Source organism: Cupriavidus sp. a3 (genome assembly GCF_051015765.1).
In the GTDB taxonomy this organism is placed as follows: Bacteria; Pseudomonadota; Gammaproteobacteria; order Burkholderiales; family Burkholderiaceae; genus Cupriavidus; species Cupriavidus oxalaticus_A.
In genome coordinates, this window is the sequence record NZ_CP170643.1 from 1791156 (window position 1) to 1806910 (window position 15755).

The window sequence follows — 15755 nt, forward strand, 5'->3', positions numbered from 1 at the left end:
CGACGTACAAGCGCCCTCCTGATACACGCACAAGGCGCATGGCACCAAGCCGACACGTTTTTCGGATCCGGCTGATTTCGGCATCGCCGGGCGGCAACGATACTGCAGGCATACACGAAGGCAGACGGTTGCCGGAAATCGGCAGCAAGACAGGTCAGCGCGTCAGTGTTGCTTGCCGGCAGGAGCGAGAATCCGGGCCCAACGCGGCAGGAGCGACCAGCGCAACAAGGGCGACAAGGAGAAAGGCGATGAGCGACGATCTCCCCATCGGACATGCACCGCGCATTACGGCAATCGCGGCGGACATCCCACTTGGCGCACATCTGAAGACGGACCGCCGTGGCTATGTCCATCACGGCATCTATGTCGGCAACGGCGAGGTGGTGCACTATGTCGGATTCAAAAGCTTCCTGCGTTGCGGCCCGGTGGAAAAGACGTCCCTCGCCGGCTTTGCCGACGGCCACGGCTTTCGCGTCGAGCCGGCCACGCAAGCCAGGTACATCGAGGCGGAGATCGTACGGCGCGCGACTGCGCGGCTCGGGGAGGACGATTACCGCATTCTCACCAACAACTGCGAGCACTTCTGCAGGTGGTGCCTGTCTGGCGAGAGCCGCAGCGAGCAGGTGGAGGCGCTGCTGAGTCACCCGTGGCGCGCGCTGCAGGCTATCGTGGGCGTACTTTGTAGCGCGGCAGGTATCCTGGGTCAGGATCTGGCCGCACGCGTGACAGCCTAGGGCGCAGCGGGGCGAACGGGTAGTCACAGTTTGCATTGCCGCGGCTGCAATGAGAAGCAAGGCACAACAGCGCAAGGGAGCAGGCGGCAAGGGACATGGAGAGTCAATGGGACGACGCGGCATTGACGGCCGCCTTGCAGAAGCCGGACGCCTATCCCCATCTGGCGCCGGCAGTGCAGGTCATCGAGACGCATATCTCGCGTGTCTTTCTGGCCGGGGACTTTGCCTACAAGATACGCAAGCCGGTGCGGTTCGACTTTGTCGACTTCTCCACCGCGCAGGCACGCCGCGACGACTGTGAAACCGAGTTGCGCCTGAATCGCCGGTTCGCACCCGACCTGTACCTGGATGTGGTGCCAATCGTGCCGGCCCCCGCGCCCGGCTCGGTGCGCATCGGCGGCAGCGGCATTCCGATCGAGCATGCGCTCCGGATGCGGCGCTTCGACCAACAGGAGCTGCTGAGCGCAAGAATCGCTGCAAACCGGCTGGAGCCGACCCATATCGATGCGCTGGCGCGCAGCATTGCTGCCTTTCACCGGGCGCAGCCCCCGGCAGCCTATTCCGATGGCTTTGGCACGCCGGCCCGCATCGACGCGACACTCGCGGAGTGCCTGCGCGGCATCGGACGAATCGTGCAGGCTACGCACCTGGCCAGCCGCGTGGCCCAGCGGGCGCGCAGCGAGGCCATCCGGCTAGCCGGCGCGTTCCGGGCACGCCTGTGCCACGGCCATGTGCGCGAGTGCCATGGCGACCTGCATCTGGGCAACATCGTCCTGATGAACGGCGTGCCGACGCCATTCGACTGCCTGGAGTTCGACGCCGCGCTGCGCTGGACCGACACCATCAGCGATCTGGCCTTCCCTGTCATGGACCTGCTGCACCACGGCCGACCGGCGCTGGCTTACCGGCTGCTCAACGGCTACCTGGAACAATCGGAAGACTACGGTGCGCTGGCCGTGTTGCCCTTCTATCTCGCCATGCGGGCCCTGGTGCGTGCGCGCGTGCTGCTGGAGCACGCCAGCCAGCAGCACGCGGCAGGCGCGTCCATGGCACCGGCTCAGTCCGAGGCAGGCAGGCTGCTGGCGCTGGCATGGCAGTGCCTCAACCGCCGTCGCGGGTCGATGGTGCTGATGCATGGCCTGTCCGGCAGCGGCAAGTCCACGGTGGCAGGGCAGATGAGCGAGGCCGCAGCGATGGTACGCGTGCGCTCCGACGCCATACGCAAGGGCTTGCACCGCGGCGTTGCGCCGGCGAGTGGTTGGTATGCCTCCAGCGAAACGGCGCGGACCTACCGACGCCTGCTCGCCGTCTGCCGGCTCGGCTGCCGTGCCGGTTTCCCGATGATTGCCGACGCCACCTTTCTGGTCCGCGCCGAGCGCGAGCGCTTTGCGGCCCAGGCCCTCCGCCTTGGTGTCCCCTTCGCCATCGTCACCTGCGAAGCCACCCCTGAGACGCTGCGCGCCCGCATCGCCGCCCGTGCCCGGGCAGGCGGGGACCCGTCGGATGCCGACGACCGCGTGCTGGCGTGGCAGATGCGTGTCCAGGAGCCGTTGACCGAAGGCGAGCTTGCCTGCGTCGCCTCGCCGGGCAGCCTTGTAAGCCTCGCCGCAACCGGGCTGAGGCGGTGATCGACGCCAACGTCGCGTTGTGCGCCGGCCTCGCCCCTTTACCGCCGCGACTCAATCCGCTATGGCCTGGCGCTGAAACGCGCGGGCCGCGGGGCGCTCAGTTGCACCCGGCGGCCTGCCGCCGGCATCTGTCAACGGTCTGCATAAAGCTGCTCGTGCCGGCGCTGACATGCCGTACAGCGCTTCGCGGTCGGATATGCTTGCAGGCGCGAGAACGGGATCGGCTGCTGGCAATCGATGCAGGTGCCATATTGGCCGTGCTGCATCCGCGTCCGCGCGGCGGAGATGTCGGCCAACTGCATGCGGTAATGGTCCAGCATCGCATCGTCCTGCCGCTGGTTGATTTCGTCGTCGGCAAGGTCCCCCTCGTCCCGCGCCTCTCGCTGTGCCATTGGCGTCATCGGCGTGTCGGCGGAGCCGACAGCCGCTCGGATGCTCGCTTCTTCCGCATCAAGCTGCGCCACCAGTGAAGCGGATTGCTGTGCTGTAAGATTGGTCATGAGGGACTTCCTTCCCCCGCTGGCGCTTGGAGTACTTCCGGATGCCGGCTGCCAGGCATTCTGCAGCGGGAATGCGATTGGATGGGGTGTAACGGTGTCGCACGTTAGGACTCGCCTTCACGAAGATGCCGGATCTCGGCCTCGCCCCGCTGGCCGGGCAGGCAGGCTGCGATCGCCGCAGCCTGTTTGCCCGGCATGGCGAATACGATGGTGCCCATGCAGGCATCCTTGCGCGCCCGCCGCTATTGGCGCGTGACGGCCAGCGCGACCAGTGCACCGGCCACGGCTGCGACCGCGGCGACGGAGCCGATGCTCTCCCAAGGATGCGCGTGAACATAGCGATCCGTGGTGTCGGCCCATCGCGAGACACGCGTCCGTGCCGCCTCGCGTTGCTCGGCCAGACGCCCCTGGAGCGCGTGCAGGCGTGCGCCCAGCTGCGCGCGTGCCGCGGCGGTCTCCTCGCTGGCTTCGTCGGCAACATCCCTCAACAATGCCTGTACATCGGCCAGCAGCGTATTGGCATCACGGGCCAGTACCTCCTTGTGCAGCAAGAGCGCGGCGCGAGTATCGTTCATGTCATTCTCCTTTTCTCTGAGTCATCGCCGTGCATCACACGGCACCATGCTTAGCCGGCGTGGCCGTGCGGCGCGGGCTGCGTTGCCGCTGCAAAATGCTGGCAGAACCATTTGCCCGCTAGCTTGCCGACCTGTTCCAGCGCGCCTGGCCCCTCGAACAGATGAGTGGCGCCGGGAATCACCTCCAGCCGCTTCTCGCAGGGCATCCAGGCGGTGGCGCGCGCGTTGAGTTTGAGTACCTCAGGATCCGCTTCCCCCACGATCATCAGCGTCGGCGCACGCAACTGGCATAGTGCCTCATGGCCGGCCAGGTCGACGCGGCCGCCGCGCGATACCACCGCGTCGATCCGCATATGCGGCGGCGAGTCCACGGCGGCACGGATGGCCGCGGCAGCTCCCGTGCTGGCGCCGAAATACCCGAGGCGCAGGTGGCGCTCGCGCGTCAGGTGCGCCACGGACACCGTGGCAGCCTTGAGCCGCTCGCCAAGCAGGGCGATGTCGAACCGCTTCGACATCCCGACGTCCTCGTCGGCCGTCAGCAGGTCAAACAGTAGCGTGCCCAGGCCCATCCCGTTCAGCATCGATGCGACTTCGCGATTGCGCGCACTGTGGCGCGAATTGCCGCTTCCATGTGCAAACAGGACCAGACCGGATGCAACTTCGGGCACGGCAAGGTCGCCCGCCAACGCGATATCGCCGATATGGATCCGCACCTGTTCGTTGGTAATGTGCCCCATGAACCCCCCTTCCCGCTTCCCGATCTTGCCTGTGGCCTCGCCGCCGTCACGCCCTGTGCCAGTGCACGTTCAGCTCGGTCTCGGCGTTGCCGTAATCGATCGTGAGTGTTCCGCGGTAGGCATGGTGGATGGCGTTGCCGATGTCCCGCGCCAGGTGCAGCCCGGTCGTGGTAACCACCGTGCCCTGTTCTCCCGAATCGATTGCCATCACGCGCTCCATCGGATGCTCTGCGCGCAGTTGGGCTTCGCGGTGTCGTATCAGCGCCAGAATCTCGGCCCGATGCGCAGCCTCGAAGGTGCCGCCCAGCGTCACTCTCCCCGCGGGGGTCTTATCGGCGACGCGCTGGCATGCAGAGCAAACCAAGGTTGCGGCGCCCGGTGGTACGGCGCGCCATTGCCAGTGCCCGCGCATGAATACGGCATGGCAGACCGGGCAGCTCGCCAGCGTCGGGGCCGCCGTCGGCTGCTTGTAGCGGTCGGGGACGTGCTCGACGGGCAACGGATGCCAGCGGACCGGCCTGACCTTGATTGACTGCGCTCGGACTTTCATCTTGATGCCTCGCTGGTTATGGACAACGCACGCCGGTCGCCGGCGCGCTGCGGCGCGTCTGCCGTGTCCCTCACCACTCCGGTAAAGCCCGACGCGCCCCCACTGTTAAAGCTATTCGCCTGTGCGGCTATCAACTTGGGCTGGATCAAACAATGGTCAGACATCTGCGAGATTGCTGGCTACATGGTGGTCCGCCGCAGCAAGCTGCATAGTTCCGGCAGCGGACGGGCATTGAGCACGTCGTCGGCCTGCAGCCAGCCCCGCCGCGCTTGGGCCAGCCCTAGGGACAAATTCTGGAAGTCGCGCACGCGATGCGCATCCGAGTTGATGCTCACCAGCACTCCGCTAGCCTTTGCCATCCGACAGCCGCTGTTCCTCCTGCACGGGCTGCTTTCCTCCGGAGTCTGGACGACCGTGCGACCAGTGGGTTGCGGCACATCAAGGATGCCGCCCGCCGCCTGCAGCGAGCTTCCGAAAGACCGCCATCGTTGGTGACGGTGGCCGTTGATACGGATCAAAGGCCAACCCCGACCCGCCGCTATCTTGGAATGACGCACAACCCTCACAACTGGTATCCAGGAAGCTGATGTGAAGCATTACTTGCGCAAGTCGGCCGCGTATCTTTTCCACTCGCGACGCATCGCCGCCGTCGCACACCGCAGTATTCGCCGGCCGGCCAGCCAATCCGCCACCTGCGCCACCTCGGCGCAGCGAATCCCCGGCCGCCGACAGCCCACCGCCACCTGACTTCGGCCATGGAACGCAGCAAACGGAATTTCTCGCTCTGGTACCTGCTCGCGGCTGTCCTGACGACGCTGGCGCTCCAGTTCTACGTCGCCACGGAAACCGTCACCTCCCTGGCCTATAGTGACTTTAAGGCCTTGCTCAAGGCCGGCAAGGTGCGCAGCGCTACTGTTGGCGAGACGGCGATCAGCGGCACGCTGGCGACAGCCGGGGTCGAGACCATCCTGCCAGCCGACCAGGCGGCCGCGGTACAGCGCGGCGGCAGCCCCGACCGGACCTTCACCACGGCCCGCATCAGCGATCCCGGGCTGCTGGCCGACCTGGACGCGGCCCATGTGCGCTATGCCGGGCAGCCCGATGCTCGATGGTTGGGCACGCTGCTGTCCTGGATCGTGCCTGCCCTTGCCTTCTTCGCGATCTGGAGCCTGCTGTTCCGGCGCATCGGGAATGCCGCTGGGGGGCTGATGGGGATCGGCAAGAGCAAGGCCCGGGTCTATCTTCAGCAGGAGACCGGAGTGAGCTTCGCCGACGTGGCCGGCATCGACGAAGCCAAGGTCGAGTTGATGGAAGTGGTGGACTTTCTCAAGAACCCCGGGCGGTACCGGCGCCTGGGCGGCAAGATTCCCAAGGGGGTACTGCTGCTGGGCGCCCCGGGCACCGGCAAGACCCTGCTGGCACGGGCGGTTGCCGGCGAGGCCGGGGTGTCGTTCTTCAGCATGAGCGGCGCCGAGTTCGTGGAAATGTTCGTCGGCGTCGGCGCGGCACGCGTGCGCGACCTGTTCGCGCAGGCCGAGCAGAAGGCGCCGTGCATCATCTTCATCGACGAGCTGGACGCGTTGGGCAAGACCCGCACCCTCAATGTGGCCGGCGGCCAGGATGAGCGCGAACAGACGCTCAACCAGTTGCTGGTGCAGATGGACGGCTTCGACACCAACAAGGGCGTGATCATCATGGCCGCCACCAACCGGCCGGAAATCCTCGACGCCGCGCTGCTGCGGCCCGGGCGCTTTGATCGCCATATCGTGCTGGACCGCCCTGACCTGAAAGGGCGCGAGCAGATCCTTGGTGTGCATGTGCGTCATGTCAAGCTGGCTCCGGAAATCAATCTCCGGGAACTGGCCGCGCGCACGCCTGGCTTTGCCGGCGCCGACCTCGCCAACCTGGTCAACGAGGCGGCACTGCTGGCCGCCCGCAACGACAAGCCGGCGGTCGACAACGCAGACTTCAACCTGGCGCTCGACCGCATTGTCGGCGGGCTGGAAAAACGCAACCGGGTCATGATCCCGCTGGAAAAACAGACCATTGCCTACCACGAGGCCGGGCATGCACTGGTGGCCGAATGCCGCCGGCATGCGGACCGGGTCTCGCGCATTTCCATCATTCCGCGCGGCGTTGCGGCGCTCGGCTACACGCAGCAGACCCCGACCGAAGACCGCTACCTGCTACGCCGCAGCGAATTGCTGGACCGGCTGGATGTGCTGCTTGGCGGGCGCGCGGCGGAACAGATGGTCTTCGACGACGTTTCCACCGGCGCGCAGAACGACCTGGAACGGGCCACCGACATGGCGCGGCAGATGATCACGCAGTTCGGCATGAGCGAATCGCTCGGCCTGCCGTGTTACGAGCGCGCCGGCAGCCCCTTGCTGCCCTCCGCGGCCGCGCTGTCGCGGCCGGAACGCGAGTACAGCGAGCGCACCGCGCAGGCCATCGACGAAGAGATCCGGCTCACGCTGGACCAGTCCGCCGAGCGGGCACGCCAGACATTGCTCGGGCAGCGTGCGCGCCTCGACCGGCTGGCGCAGCTGCTGCTTGAAAATGAAGTGGTCGAGCGGCATGCGCTCGATGCCCTGATGCGGGCTGAAGGTGCGACGGCGCCACACGATGAACCCGTCATGCAGTAGCCACCCGAGGAGTCCCCATGGCATCTCCGCTTACCCCGTTCCTTGCTGTCCGGGAGGCCGCACGACGCCTGCAGGGCAATGCCTCCGACTACGATCCGCTGCTTGACATGGCCCGCGGGAAGGATTTCGTATTGCTTGGCGAAGCCACGCACGGCACGGCCGAGTTCTACCGGATGCGGGCGCAGATCACGCAGGCGCTGGTCCGTGGCCAGGGCTTCGATGCCGTCGCCATCGAAGGCGACTGGCCAGACGCCTGGCGTGTCAACCGCTACGTGCAGGGCGAGGGCGATGACAGCGCGGGGGAGGCCCTAAGCGATTTCGAGCGTTTCCCGTCCTGGATGTGGCGCAACCGGGAGTTCCTGGCGTTCATCGAATGGCTGCGCGGCCACAATGCCAGCCTGCCGCCGGAGCGGCGGGTCGGCGTCTATGGGCTCGACCTCTACAGCCTATATCGCTCAGCCGAGGCCGTGATCCGCTATCTGGAGCGCGCCGACCCGCTGCAGGCCGAGGCTGCCCGGCAGCACTATGCCGCGCTCGACCATGTGCGTGATCCAGCTGCCTACGGCTACCAGGCCGCCGCCGGGCTGCGTGAGCCCGCGCGCGACGGCGCCATCCGCCAGCTGCTGCAGTTGCGCACCGACGAGGCCGCCTATATCTCCCGCAATGGCCTGGCGGCCATGGATTCGCACTACTTCGCGGAGCGCAACGCGACGGTGGTGGTGAATGCGGAAGCCTACTACCGCGAGATGTTCGGCCGCCGTGTCAGCACCTGGAACCTGCGCGACGCGCACATGGCGCAAACGCTGTTTTCGCTGGCCGCCTACCGGCTGCGCCGCGGCGGCAACGGGCGTATTGTGGTCTGGGCCCACAACTCCCACCTCGGCGATGCGCGGGCCACGGAATCGCAGCTGCGCGGCGAGTGGAACCTCGGCCAACTGGTACGCCAGCAGGCCGGCACGCAGGCGCTGCTGGTCGGCTTTACCACCTACGCCGGCCACGTCTGCGCCGCCTCTCGATGGGACGGCGACCCCGAACACAAAACCGTCGTGCCGGCACTGCACGACAGCTGGGAAGCACTTTTCCACAGCACCGGCTTGGATCGCTTCTTCCTCCCGCTTGGGCCACAGGCCAGCCACGCGCTCTTCGAGGTCATGCTGGAACGCGCCATCGGCGTGCTCTATCTGCCGCGCACGGAGCGTGCCAGCCACTACTTCGACGCTTCAATCGCCGGCCAGTTTGACGCCCTCTTCCACCTGGATGAGACCACCGCGCTGGAACCGTTGCAGCCAGGGCATCCCGTGCCCGTGCTGGACAGCGACCAGCCAGACTGAAGCACGCGCCTATTTCAGGCAGCGGCCGCGAGCCTGGCGCTTGCGTTGCATCAACGTCCGGACTGGCACGCCAACTACCGTAAAGCGAGCCAGACCACTCATGTCAATGCGGAGATCGTCATGTCTGCCAGAACACTCATCTTCCACCAGGACGCGCGCCGCATGATGCTGAACGGCGTGGAACAACTGGCCCACGCTGTGAAGGTGACGCTGGGTCCAGGTGGCCGCAACGTGATCGTGGAGCGGCCCGACATGGTGCCGCTGGTCGCCAATTCCGGCGTGGTCGTGGCGAAGTCGGTGACGCTGGCCAATCCTTTCGCCGACATGGGCGCCCGCCTGCTCTGCGAGGCCGCAGTGCGCACCAGCGAGATCGCTGGCGACGGCACCACGACCGCCACCACGCTGGCCCACGCGATCGTGGCCGAAGGCGTGAAATACGTCGAAGCCGGTCACGATCCCATGCAGCTCAAGCGCGGCATCGAGGCCGCCGGCAAGCTGGTCGCCAGCGCCTTGCTGGAGAGTGCCCGACCGTGTGGCAGTACCGACGAGATGCGCCAGATCGCCACGATCTCGGCCAGCGGCGACCAGACTGTCGGCACGCTGGTGGCCCAGGCTGTCGAGCGGGTCGGCAAGGACGGTGCGATCAGCGTTGAGGATGGCTCGAAGCTGGACGACGCGCTCGACATCGCCGACGGCGCGCTGATCGATCGTGGCTACCTCTCGCCCTTGTTCGCGACCAACGAGAGCCGTGCCGTCGTGCTGGAGTCACCATTGGTGCTGCTGTGTGACGCGAACATTGCCGCGATTGCGCAACTGCTGCCGGTCCTGGAAGCCGTGAGCCGCGCCGGCCGGCCCTTGCTGCTCATCGCCAACGACGTGGAGGGTGAGGCGCTGGCCACGCTCGTGGTCAACAACCTGCGCGGCGCGCTGAAGAGTTGCGCGGTCAAGTCTCCGGGTTTCGGCGACTCGCGTACCGAGCAGCTGGGCGACCTGGCCGCGCTGACCGGCGCTACCGTGGTCTCGCCGCAGGCCGGCATCTCGCTCGAGCACGTCACCCTGGAACAGCTTGGCGAGGCCCGCCGCGTGGAGGTCAACAAGGACACCACCATCCTGATCGCCTCCGGTGACGAACGGCCGCGCGTGGCCGAGCGCGTTGCCGCCCTGCGCCTGCGCCTGGACGAGGTGCGCTCGGACTATGAGCGCGAGGCCCTGCAGCGGCGCCTGGCCCGGCTTGCCGGCGGCGTAGCCGTGATCAAGGTGGGCGCGGCGACGGAGAGCGCGCTGCACGAGCGCAAGAACCGCTTCCAGGATGCGTTGCACGCCACCAGAGCCGCGGTGGACGAGGGCATCGTCGCAGGCGGTGGCGTGGCGCTACTGCGCGCCCGCGCCGCCCTTGAAGCCTGGCAGGCGCCGAATCCCGAGCAGGCCGCCGGCGGCCACATCGTCCACGCGGCACTGGCCGCGCCGATGCGGCAGATCGCCGCCAACGCCGGTGCGGATGCCGACGCCGTGGTGCACCAGGTGTGCGCCGGCTCGGGAACGCTCGGCTACGACGCCGGCACCGAGCGCTATGGCGACATGCTCGAACTGGGCGTGATCGACCCCGTCAAGGTGGTGCGCACGGCCCTGCAGAATGCCGTCTCGATCGCCTCCCTGCTGCTGACGACGGACTGCATGATCGCGATCCAGCGCAGCCCTGCCGGCCAGGGCGATGCCGGCACGCGCCCGGGGTCATCCATGTTCGGCGAAGATTATTGAGCAATGCCGCCTGCGCGAGCCGCCATGACTACCCCCGATTGCGAAAGCCCGCTGCTGACCGACCTGTACGAGTTCACCATGATGCAGGCGTATTTCGACAGCGGCATGCACGATATCGCCAGCTTCGAGTTCTTCGTCCGCAAGCTGCCGCCGGGCAGGAACTTCCTTCTGGCCGCGGGACTGGAACAGGTGGTCGCCTACCTGGAACGGCTGCGCTTCAGCGCGGACGATCTCGACCAGCTCGCGTCGACCGGGCATTTCAGCCCGGCGTTCCTGCAATCGCTCGCACACTTCCGCTTCAGCGGAGATGTCCAGGCCATGCCGGAGGGCACGGTGTTCTTCCCGGACGAGCCCATCCTGCGCATTACCGCGCCGATCCAGCAGGCCCAGCTGGTCGAAAGCCGGGTCATGAACCTGCTGCACTACGAGACCATCGTGGCCAGCAAGGCGGCGCGCGTGGTGCTGGCGGGATCGGGGCGCATGCTGGTGGATTTCGGCCTGCGCCGCGCGCATGGTGCCGAAGCCGGCCTGCTGTCGGCCCGGGCCAGCTATCTGGCGGGGTTCACCGGCACCGCGACGCTGCTGGCCGGTGTGCACTTCGCCATCCCGTCGTACGGCACCATGGCGCATTCCTATGTGCAAGCGCACCTGGACGAGGGCGAGGCCTTCGCGTCGTTCGCGCGCTCGCAGCCCGACAACGCCACGCTGCTGATCGACACCTACGACACCGAGGCCGCCGCGCACAAGGTGGCGGCACTGGCCGCGACGCTGCGCGCCAGCGGGATCTCCGTCAAGGCGGTACGCATCGACAGCGGCGACCTCGGCGAGCATGCGCGCCGGGTGCGCGCCATCCTCGACGGCGCGGGGCTTCAGTCGATCAGCATCTTTGCCAGCGGCAACCTGGACGAGTATCGCATTCGCGATCTGGTGGCAGCGGGCGCTCCCATCGACGGTTTCGGGGTCGGCACGCGCATGAACACCTCGGCCGACGCCCCGTATCTGGATTGCGCGTACAAGCTGACCGAGTACGCGGGCCTGCCGCGCCGCAAGCGCTCGGAAGGCAAGGCAACCTGGCCTGGCCGTAAGCAGTCCTACCGTCGTTACGGCGCCGACGGCACCATGCTTGGCGATACGCTGACGATCGAGGGGGATGCCTGTGACGGTCTGCCGCTGATGCAGTCGTCCATGACGGGTGGCCGGCGTGTGGCGCCAGAGGTGCCGCTGCTCACCAGCCGGGCCTATGCCGCACAGCAACTGGCCGCGCTGCCTGTCGCCCTGCGCGCGCTGGAGCAGTCGGCGCCCTATCCTGTCACCGTCAGCAATGCCCTGCAAGACCTGGCGCGCGCTGCCGATGCGCTGACCGCGCAGGCCAGTCCGGCAGCGACGCCCCGGTAGTGCGGCAAGGACGAATGCCTGAGCTAGCCGGGCCTGACTTCGATCTGGTTGACGACCGCGCTGACGCCCGGTGCAGACCAGGCCGCTTCGAATGCCGCGTCGCGCTCGGCCAGCGTAGGCAGAGTGCCGGTCAGCGTCACCGCGCCATCCCTCACCGCCACGGTCACCTGGTCGACGTCGCCGACGGCCTGGCGTGCGATGGCCGCCTGGATCCGTGCCGCCACGTCCTGCGCGTCGGCACGAGGCCGGAGGGCAAGCGCATTGGTGACCCCGACCACGCCGAACAGTCCGGCCACGGCGTGCTCGGCGGCGGTGCGCTGGTAGTACCAGTCGACATCGCCGCTCAGGGTCACGACGCCGTGTTCGACCAGGATCCGGATACGGTCGGCCGGCACCATCGCGTCCCAGGACAGCACGTTGGCCGCGGCGCGAGCAATGTCGGCATCGGTGCGGCGCGCATCGTCGGGCAGGTGAACGTCCAGTTCCACGGCCAGCGCCCGCACGCCGGCGATGCGCCTGACGGCTGCTTCCGCCGAGTACTTCTCGGCAAAGGTCCCAAGGTGCCCCGTCAGCGTGACGACGCCGTCCTGGACCTGGACCCCGATCTCGTTGCCATGGACCGCCGGATCCCAGATCAGCGCCTCGGTCACGTCTTGCTGCAGCTGCCTGTCGCCCTTCATGGATGCCTCCTCGCGTATACGCGTCTTTACCGCCCTTTCAGACATGCCACTACCTCCGCGTCCTCGACCTGCGAGAAGTCGCGGTAGAACTGGCCCACTGCCCGAAAGCCGGCTGGCGTCTCCAGGCACACCACCTCGTCTGCATAGGGCCGCAACAGCTCCAGCGTCCGCGGTGGCGCCACCGGCACTGCGCAAATGAGCCGCGCAGGCTTCTCCTCGCGGATGGCATGCAGCGCGGCGATCATCGAGGCACCGGTGGCCAAGCCGTCGTCCACGACGATAACCTGGCGTCCGGTGGCGCGGATCGGCTCCCGCCCCGGTGTGTAGGCGGCACGGCGCTGCCGCAGCACTTCAAGCTGGGCTGCGCGCTCGCGGTCGATGTATTCGCTGTCGGCGCCGACCGCGGCGGCATAGGGTGTAAGATAAGTCCAGCCACTCTCGCCCACGGCGCCGATGGCGTACTCGGGGTTGCCTGGCGCGCCAAGCTTGCGCACCAGCACGACGTCAAAGTCTCCACCTAGCGTATCGGCAATGATGGCGCCCATCGGCACCGCGCCCCGGGGTACGGCCAGCACCAGTGGCCGTTCTCCAACGTGGCCAGCGAGCGCACGGGCCAGCTGTTTGGCGGCATCGGCCCTGTCAATGAATGGCATGGTCCTCCTCCTGTGCCTGCCTGGACGGCCGCTTACGCCGGATAGCCCACGCTCTGGGCCAGGATCACGCGCTGGTCGGGCTCCAGCCGCATGGCGGTGGCCAGCGCGCGGCGGTCCAGCAAGCCACGCGCCACCGTGGCCAGGCCCGACGCAGCGCAGAAGAGATAGACGTTCTGGCTGATATACCCCGTATCCAGCGCAGTATAGAACTGGCGCAGAGGCTTGTCGGTCTCGTCGAGCCTGGAGAGCCGGCTGACGTAGACGAGGTTCAATGGTGCCTCGGCAACATAGTCCTGCAGGCCGGTAGCCGCGCGCAGGTCTTCGCCGATGACCAGCCGAAGGCGCCAGTCCGGCGGTTCGAGCACGTACAGGCCGTCGCGCAGCGCCACGTACAAGTCGATTTCCTGCCAGTTGCGGGTCGAAGGTGCGGTGCGCAGGCCGGTGCCCGGGCGGTTGACGCCGAAAGCGGCCCACAGCAGGGACGACAGCAGCGCGTCATCCAGGCGCCGCGAGGCGAAGTGCCGGGTCGAGCGGCGCTGCTGCAGCGCGGTCAGCAGCGGCATGCCGCCTTCGGTCTGCGGGGCCGGCAGCTTCAGGTATTCCACGCCGGCTTCGGATAAAACGATGGGATGTGTCACGTCGTGCTCCAGAAGGACGGGGGTCGGCACGGCCCCTCTGGGATTACCGTAGGCGGCGAGCGGGCGCTGCCATTTGGGATGGATCAAAGGAACGCCTGTTTGCGCGTGGGAGGTAGCAGGACATCTTCAGTTTCGGGTTCCCTGATCGGCTTTGTCGCGCTGGTGGTCCGGCCACAATGTGCAGGCCACCGGCCACGCGCCCCCCTGTGCTCTGCCAAACGCACGCCACGGCATGGCGATCCCCACGCCGTCCCACGCACTGTGCGCTCCTTGCGATACGTCAATTCCCGCCAGGACCACCTCCTAGACTTAACCAGACCTGCGCGCCCCTGGGGCAGCCCAGCCGCTTGACTATAGGAGTCGTACCATGCCAGACCAGACCGATCCAGCCTTCGAACTCGCGCGCTGCGCCGAGCAGTCCGCCCTGCGCGTATGGCTGCATTGGGATGAATCGCGCCAGATGCTGCACGCGCGGAAAAGTTACCTGGTAGAAAGGCCGGCCATTTAGCGCCCGAGCTCGCCTCACACGGCAAAGCGAAAATGGCCGCTGTGCAACACGATGTGCCGCGCACCTGTCATCTCGAACAGCGCTCCCGCGACGCGTTCAATGTCCTGGCGGTTGCTCATGAATGCCGGTAGCAAATCTTCACTGCGGTACGAACGGCGGGCAGCACCTGCAATGAGAATCGATGACCGGACGCAGCCGCCCAGCCTGGCGGCCATGCCGGAATGCGCGCCGCAGCCCGCCATGCCGGCGCAAGTCTGGCTGGACAAGCAGATCCGCGCCAGCCTGGCCCGCGCCACCGGCGGCCTATCGGTGATCTCGGCGAGCCTGGCCGGGCTCGACTGGGCACTGCAGCTCGGCATCGCCCCCGCAAAGGTGGTGCAGGCCTGGCAGGTGTGGCTGCAACACAGTATCGAGGATTCACCACGGCTGTTGCCGACCACGGCCGAGCCCCCATCCGTCGATGTCAGCGATCAACGCTTTGCCGATGCTGGCTGGCAGGACGGGCCTTATCGTTGCTGGCGCGATGCGTTCATGCGCAACGAGGCCTTCTGGGAGTCGCTGACGCAGGATATCGACGGCCTGTCGCGCCATCACCAGCACATCGTCGCCTTCTGTGCCCGGCAATGGCTTGACCTGTTCGCACCGGGCAATGTCTGGTGGATGAACCCCACTGTCGCCAGCGCCGCCTCGAGCACTTTCGGCGCCAACTTCCTGCAAGGGGCCCATCACTGGCTGCAGGACGCCAGTGAGTTGCTGTCGGAGTTGCCCGGCCTGCCCGCCGGGCGGCCCGCGCTGGAGTATTTGCCCGGGCGCGACGTGGCGCTGACACCCGGCAAGGTGGTGTTCCGCAACGCGAACCGCGACACCACACGCCTGCCTTATCGGCTGCATTCCGAATGCTTGCACAAGCTGTTCCTGGGCAACGAACTGGCCACTGGCAAGCTGTGCGTCGGCGGGCGGCCGATCGCCCTATCTGACCTCGACCTGCCGCTCTTCGTGGCCGGCACCGAGCACGACCACGGCTCGCCCTGGCGCTCCGTCTACAAGCTGCACTTGCTGACCCAGGCCGAACTGACCTTCTTGCTGACTTCGGGCGGCCACAACGCGGGCATCGTGTCGGAACCAGGCCACCCGCGCCGGCGCTACCATGTGTACACGAGATTGGCAGCCGCGCCTTACCTGAGCCCGGAGCAATTCCTCGACATGGCTGAGTACCGCGAGGGTTCCTGGTGGCCGGCGTGGCATGACTGGCTAGTGGCCCACTCGACAGAGCGCTGCACGCGACAAGCGCCGGCCCGGGATTTAGCGGACGCCCCTGGTGCCTACGTACTGGAACCCTAGATGCTCGAAGGACTGGAACAGATAAGCCCTCTGAAGTAAAGGCTTCGCGAACCCCTTACGAGAGGAGCATGCAAGAGAAGAA

General features: G+C 67.0%; 16 protein-coding genes and 2 pseudogenes. 9 read left to right on the plus strand and 9 right to left on the minus strand.

Annotated elements, in window-relative coordinates:
• Positions 1 to 248: 248 nt before the first annotated feature.
• Together ACAD63_RS08775 and ACAD63_RS08780 are read left to right on the plus strand one after the other, a co-directional pair.
• On the plus strand, positions 249 to 734 hold the full coding sequence (locus ACAD63_RS08775) for a lecithin retinol acyltransferase family protein (protein ID WP_434033780.1): 486 nt from the start codon (positions 249 to 251) through the stop codon (positions 732 to 734).
• 95 nt (positions 735 to 829) lie between these two features.
• The gene (locus ACAD63_RS08780) at positions 830 to 2362 is read left to right on the plus strand and encodes a bifunctional aminoglycoside phosphotransferase/ATP-binding protein (RefSeq protein ID WP_135706953.1); all 1533 of its coding nucleotides are present in this window, start codon (positions 830 to 832) and stop codon (positions 2360 to 2362) included.
• 131 nt (positions 2363 to 2493) lie between these two features.
• On the opposite strand, the gene ACAD63_RS08785 is transcribed toward ACAD63_RS08780, so the two are convergent.
• The 5 genes from ACAD63_RS08785 to ACAD63_RS08805 form a co-directional block, all read right to left on the minus strand.
• On the minus strand, positions 2494 to 2862 hold the full coding sequence (locus tag ACAD63_RS08785; protein ID WP_133092788.1) for a TraR/DksA family transcriptional regulator: 369 nt from the start codon (positions 2860 to 2862) through the stop codon (positions 2494 to 2496).
• Between the two features lie 242 nt (positions 2863 to 3104).
• A complete protein-coding gene (locus tag ACAD63_RS08790) occupies positions 3105 to 3437 on the minus strand; it encodes a DUF883 family protein (protein WP_133092789.1) in 333 nt (110 codons plus the stop codon).
• Positions 3438 to 3487: 50 nt separating this feature from the next.
• Entirely contained in the window at positions 3488 to 4174 is a 687-nt protein-coding gene (locus tag ACAD63_RS08795) for a dienelactone hydrolase family protein (protein ID WP_434033781.1), read from the minus strand.
• Between the two features lie 46 nt (positions 4175 to 4220).
• Positions 4221 to 4724 (minus strand): BCAM0308 family protein, encoded by a 504-nt coding sequence (locus ACAD63_RS08800; protein WP_135706954.1) that lies wholly within the window; start codon positions 4722 to 4724, stop codon positions 4221 to 4223.
• Positions 4725 to 4903: 179 nt separating this feature from the next.
• Positions 4904 to 5059 (minus strand): hypothetical protein, encoded by a 156-nt coding sequence (locus tag ACAD63_RS08805; protein WP_434033782.1) that lies wholly within the window; start codon positions 5057 to 5059, stop codon positions 4904 to 4906.
• 420 nt (positions 5060 to 5479) lie between these two features.
• On the opposite strand from ACAD63_RS08805, the gene ftsH reads away from it, so the two are divergent.
• From ftsH to ACAD63_RS08825, 4 genes are all read left to right on the plus strand, one after another.
• Complete coding sequence (gene ftsH, locus ACAD63_RS08810; RefSeq protein ID WP_434033783.1) at positions 5480 to 7369, plus strand: ATP-dependent zinc metalloprotease FtsH; 1890 nt, start codon at positions 5480 to 5482, stop codon at positions 7367 to 7369.
• Positions 7370 to 7386: 17 nt separating this feature from the next.
• A complete protein-coding gene (locus tag ACAD63_RS08815; RefSeq protein WP_434033784.1) occupies positions 7387 to 8700 on the plus strand; it encodes an erythromycin esterase family protein in 1314 nt (437 codons plus the stop codon).
• Between the two features lie 120 nt (positions 8701 to 8820).
• A complete protein-coding gene (gene groL / locus ACAD63_RS08820; protein WP_434033785.1) occupies positions 8821 to 10458 on the plus strand; it encodes a chaperonin GroEL in 1638 nt (545 codons plus the stop codon).
• A 24-nt stretch (positions 10459 to 10482) separates the two neighbouring features.
• The gene (locus ACAD63_RS08825) at positions 10483 to 11853 is read left to right on the plus strand and encodes a nicotinate phosphoribosyltransferase (protein WP_434033786.1); all 1371 of its coding nucleotides are present in this window, start codon (positions 10483 to 10485) and stop codon (positions 11851 to 11853) included.
• Between the two features lie 23 nt (positions 11854 to 11876).
• Here ACAD63_RS08825 and ACAD63_RS08830 read toward each other — a convergent pair whose 3' ends face one another.
• Genes ACAD63_RS08830 through ACAD63_RS08840 form a run of 3 tightly spaced genes read right to left on the minus strand, consistent with a single transcriptional unit; the run spans position 11877 to position 13824 of the window.
• Positions 11877 to 12533: a BON domain-containing protein gene (locus tag ACAD63_RS08830; protein WP_133092796.1), complete on the minus strand. Its 657-nt coding sequence runs from the start codon at positions 12531 to 12533 to the stop codon at positions 11877 to 11879.
• 26 nt (positions 12534 to 12559) lie between these two features.
• Positions 12560 to 13186, minus strand: coding sequence for a phosphoribosyltransferase (locus ACAD63_RS08835; RefSeq protein WP_434033787.1), 627 nt, complete (start codon positions 13184 to 13186; stop codon positions 12560 to 12562).
• 32 nt (positions 13187 to 13218) lie between these two features.
• A complete protein-coding gene (locus ACAD63_RS08840) occupies positions 13219 to 13824 on the minus strand; it encodes a nitroreductase family protein (RefSeq protein ID WP_133092798.1) in 606 nt (201 codons plus the stop codon).
• Positions 13825 to 14191: 367 nt separating this feature from the next.
• Between ACAD63_RS08840 and ACAD63_RS08845 the strand changes: the two genes are divergently transcribed.
• On the plus strand, positions 14192 to 14332 hold the full coding sequence (locus ACAD63_RS08845; protein WP_434033788.1) for a hypothetical protein: 141 nt from the start codon (positions 14192 to 14194) through the stop codon (positions 14330 to 14332).
• Positions 14333 to 14346: 14 nt separating this feature from the next.
• On the opposite strand, the gene ACAD63_RS08850 is transcribed toward ACAD63_RS08845, so the two are convergent.
• Positions 14347 to 14547, minus strand: coding sequence for a DUF1488 family protein (locus tag ACAD63_RS08850; RefSeq protein WP_434033789.1), 201 nt, complete (start codon positions 14545 to 14547; stop codon positions 14347 to 14349).
• Between the two features lie 25 nt (positions 14548 to 14572).
• On the opposite strand from ACAD63_RS08850, the pseudogene ACAD63_RS08855 reads away from it, so the two are divergent.
• Positions 14573 to 15127 (plus strand): annotated as a pseudogene (locus ACAD63_RS08855) (poly-beta-hydroxybutyrate polymerase N-terminal domain-containing protein); the annotation flags it as partial.
• Positions 15128 to 15187: 60 nt separating this feature from the next.
• Positions 15188 to 15673, plus strand: a pseudogene (locus ACAD63_RS08860) (poly-beta-hydroxybutyrate polymerase); the annotation flags it as partial.
• Positions 15674 to 15755 lie beyond the last annotated feature (82 nt).

What these genes read in the sequence shown, in the direction of transcription:
- ACAD63_RS08775 (WP_434033780.1), top strand. Translation starts at nt 249, where the DNA reads ATGAGCGACGATCTCCCCATCGGACATGCACCGCGCATTACGGCAATC.
- ACAD63_RS08780 (WP_135706953.1), top strand. Translation starts at nt 830, where the DNA reads ATGGAGAGTCAATGGGACGACGCGGCATTGACGGCCGCCTTGCAGAAG.
- ACAD63_RS08785 (WP_133092788.1), bottom strand. Translation starts at nt 2,862, where the DNA reads ATGACCAATCTTACAGCACAGCAATCCGCTTCACTGGTGGCGCAGCTT.
- ACAD63_RS08790 (WP_133092789.1), bottom strand. Translation starts at nt 3,437, where the DNA reads ATGAACGATACTCGCGCCGCGCTCTTGCTGCACAAGGAGGTACTGGCC.
- ACAD63_RS08795 (WP_434033781.1), bottom strand. Translation starts at nt 4,174, where the DNA reads ATGGGGCACATTACCAACGAACAGGTGCGGATCCATATCGGCGATATC.
- ACAD63_RS08800 (WP_135706954.1), bottom strand. Translation starts at nt 4,724, where the DNA reads ATGAAAGTCCGAGCGCAGTCAATCAAGGTCAGGCCGGTCCGCTGGCAT.
- ftsH (WP_434033783.1), top strand. Translation starts at nt 5,480, where the DNA reads ATGGAACGCAGCAAACGGAATTTCTCGCTCTGGTACCTGCTCGCGGCT.
- ACAD63_RS08815 (WP_434033784.1), top strand. Translation starts at nt 7,387, where the DNA reads ATGGCATCTCCGCTTACCCCGTTCCTTGCTGTCCGGGAGGCCGCACGA.
- groL (WP_434033785.1), top strand. Translation starts at nt 8,821, where the DNA reads ATGTCTGCCAGAACACTCATCTTCCACCAGGACGCGCGCCGCATGATG.
- ACAD63_RS08825 (WP_434033786.1), top strand. Translation starts at nt 10,483, where the DNA reads ATGACTACCCCCGATTGCGAAAGCCCGCTGCTGACCGACCTGTACGAG.
- ACAD63_RS08830 (WP_133092796.1), bottom strand. Translation starts at nt 12,533, where the DNA reads ATGAAGGGCGACAGGCAGCTGCAGCAAGACGTGACCGAGGCGCTGATC.
- ACAD63_RS08835 (WP_434033787.1), bottom strand. Translation starts at nt 13,186, where the DNA reads ATGCCATTCATTGACAGGGCCGATGCCGCCAAACAGCTGGCCCGTGCG.
- ACAD63_RS08845 (WP_434033788.1), top strand. Translation starts at nt 14,192, where the DNA reads ATGCCAGACCAGACCGATCCAGCCTTCGAACTCGCGCGCTGCGCCGAG.
- ACAD63_RS08850 (WP_434033789.1), bottom strand. Translation starts at nt 14,547, where the DNA reads ATGGCCGCCAGGCTGGGCGGCTGCGTCCGGTCATCGATTCTCATTGCA.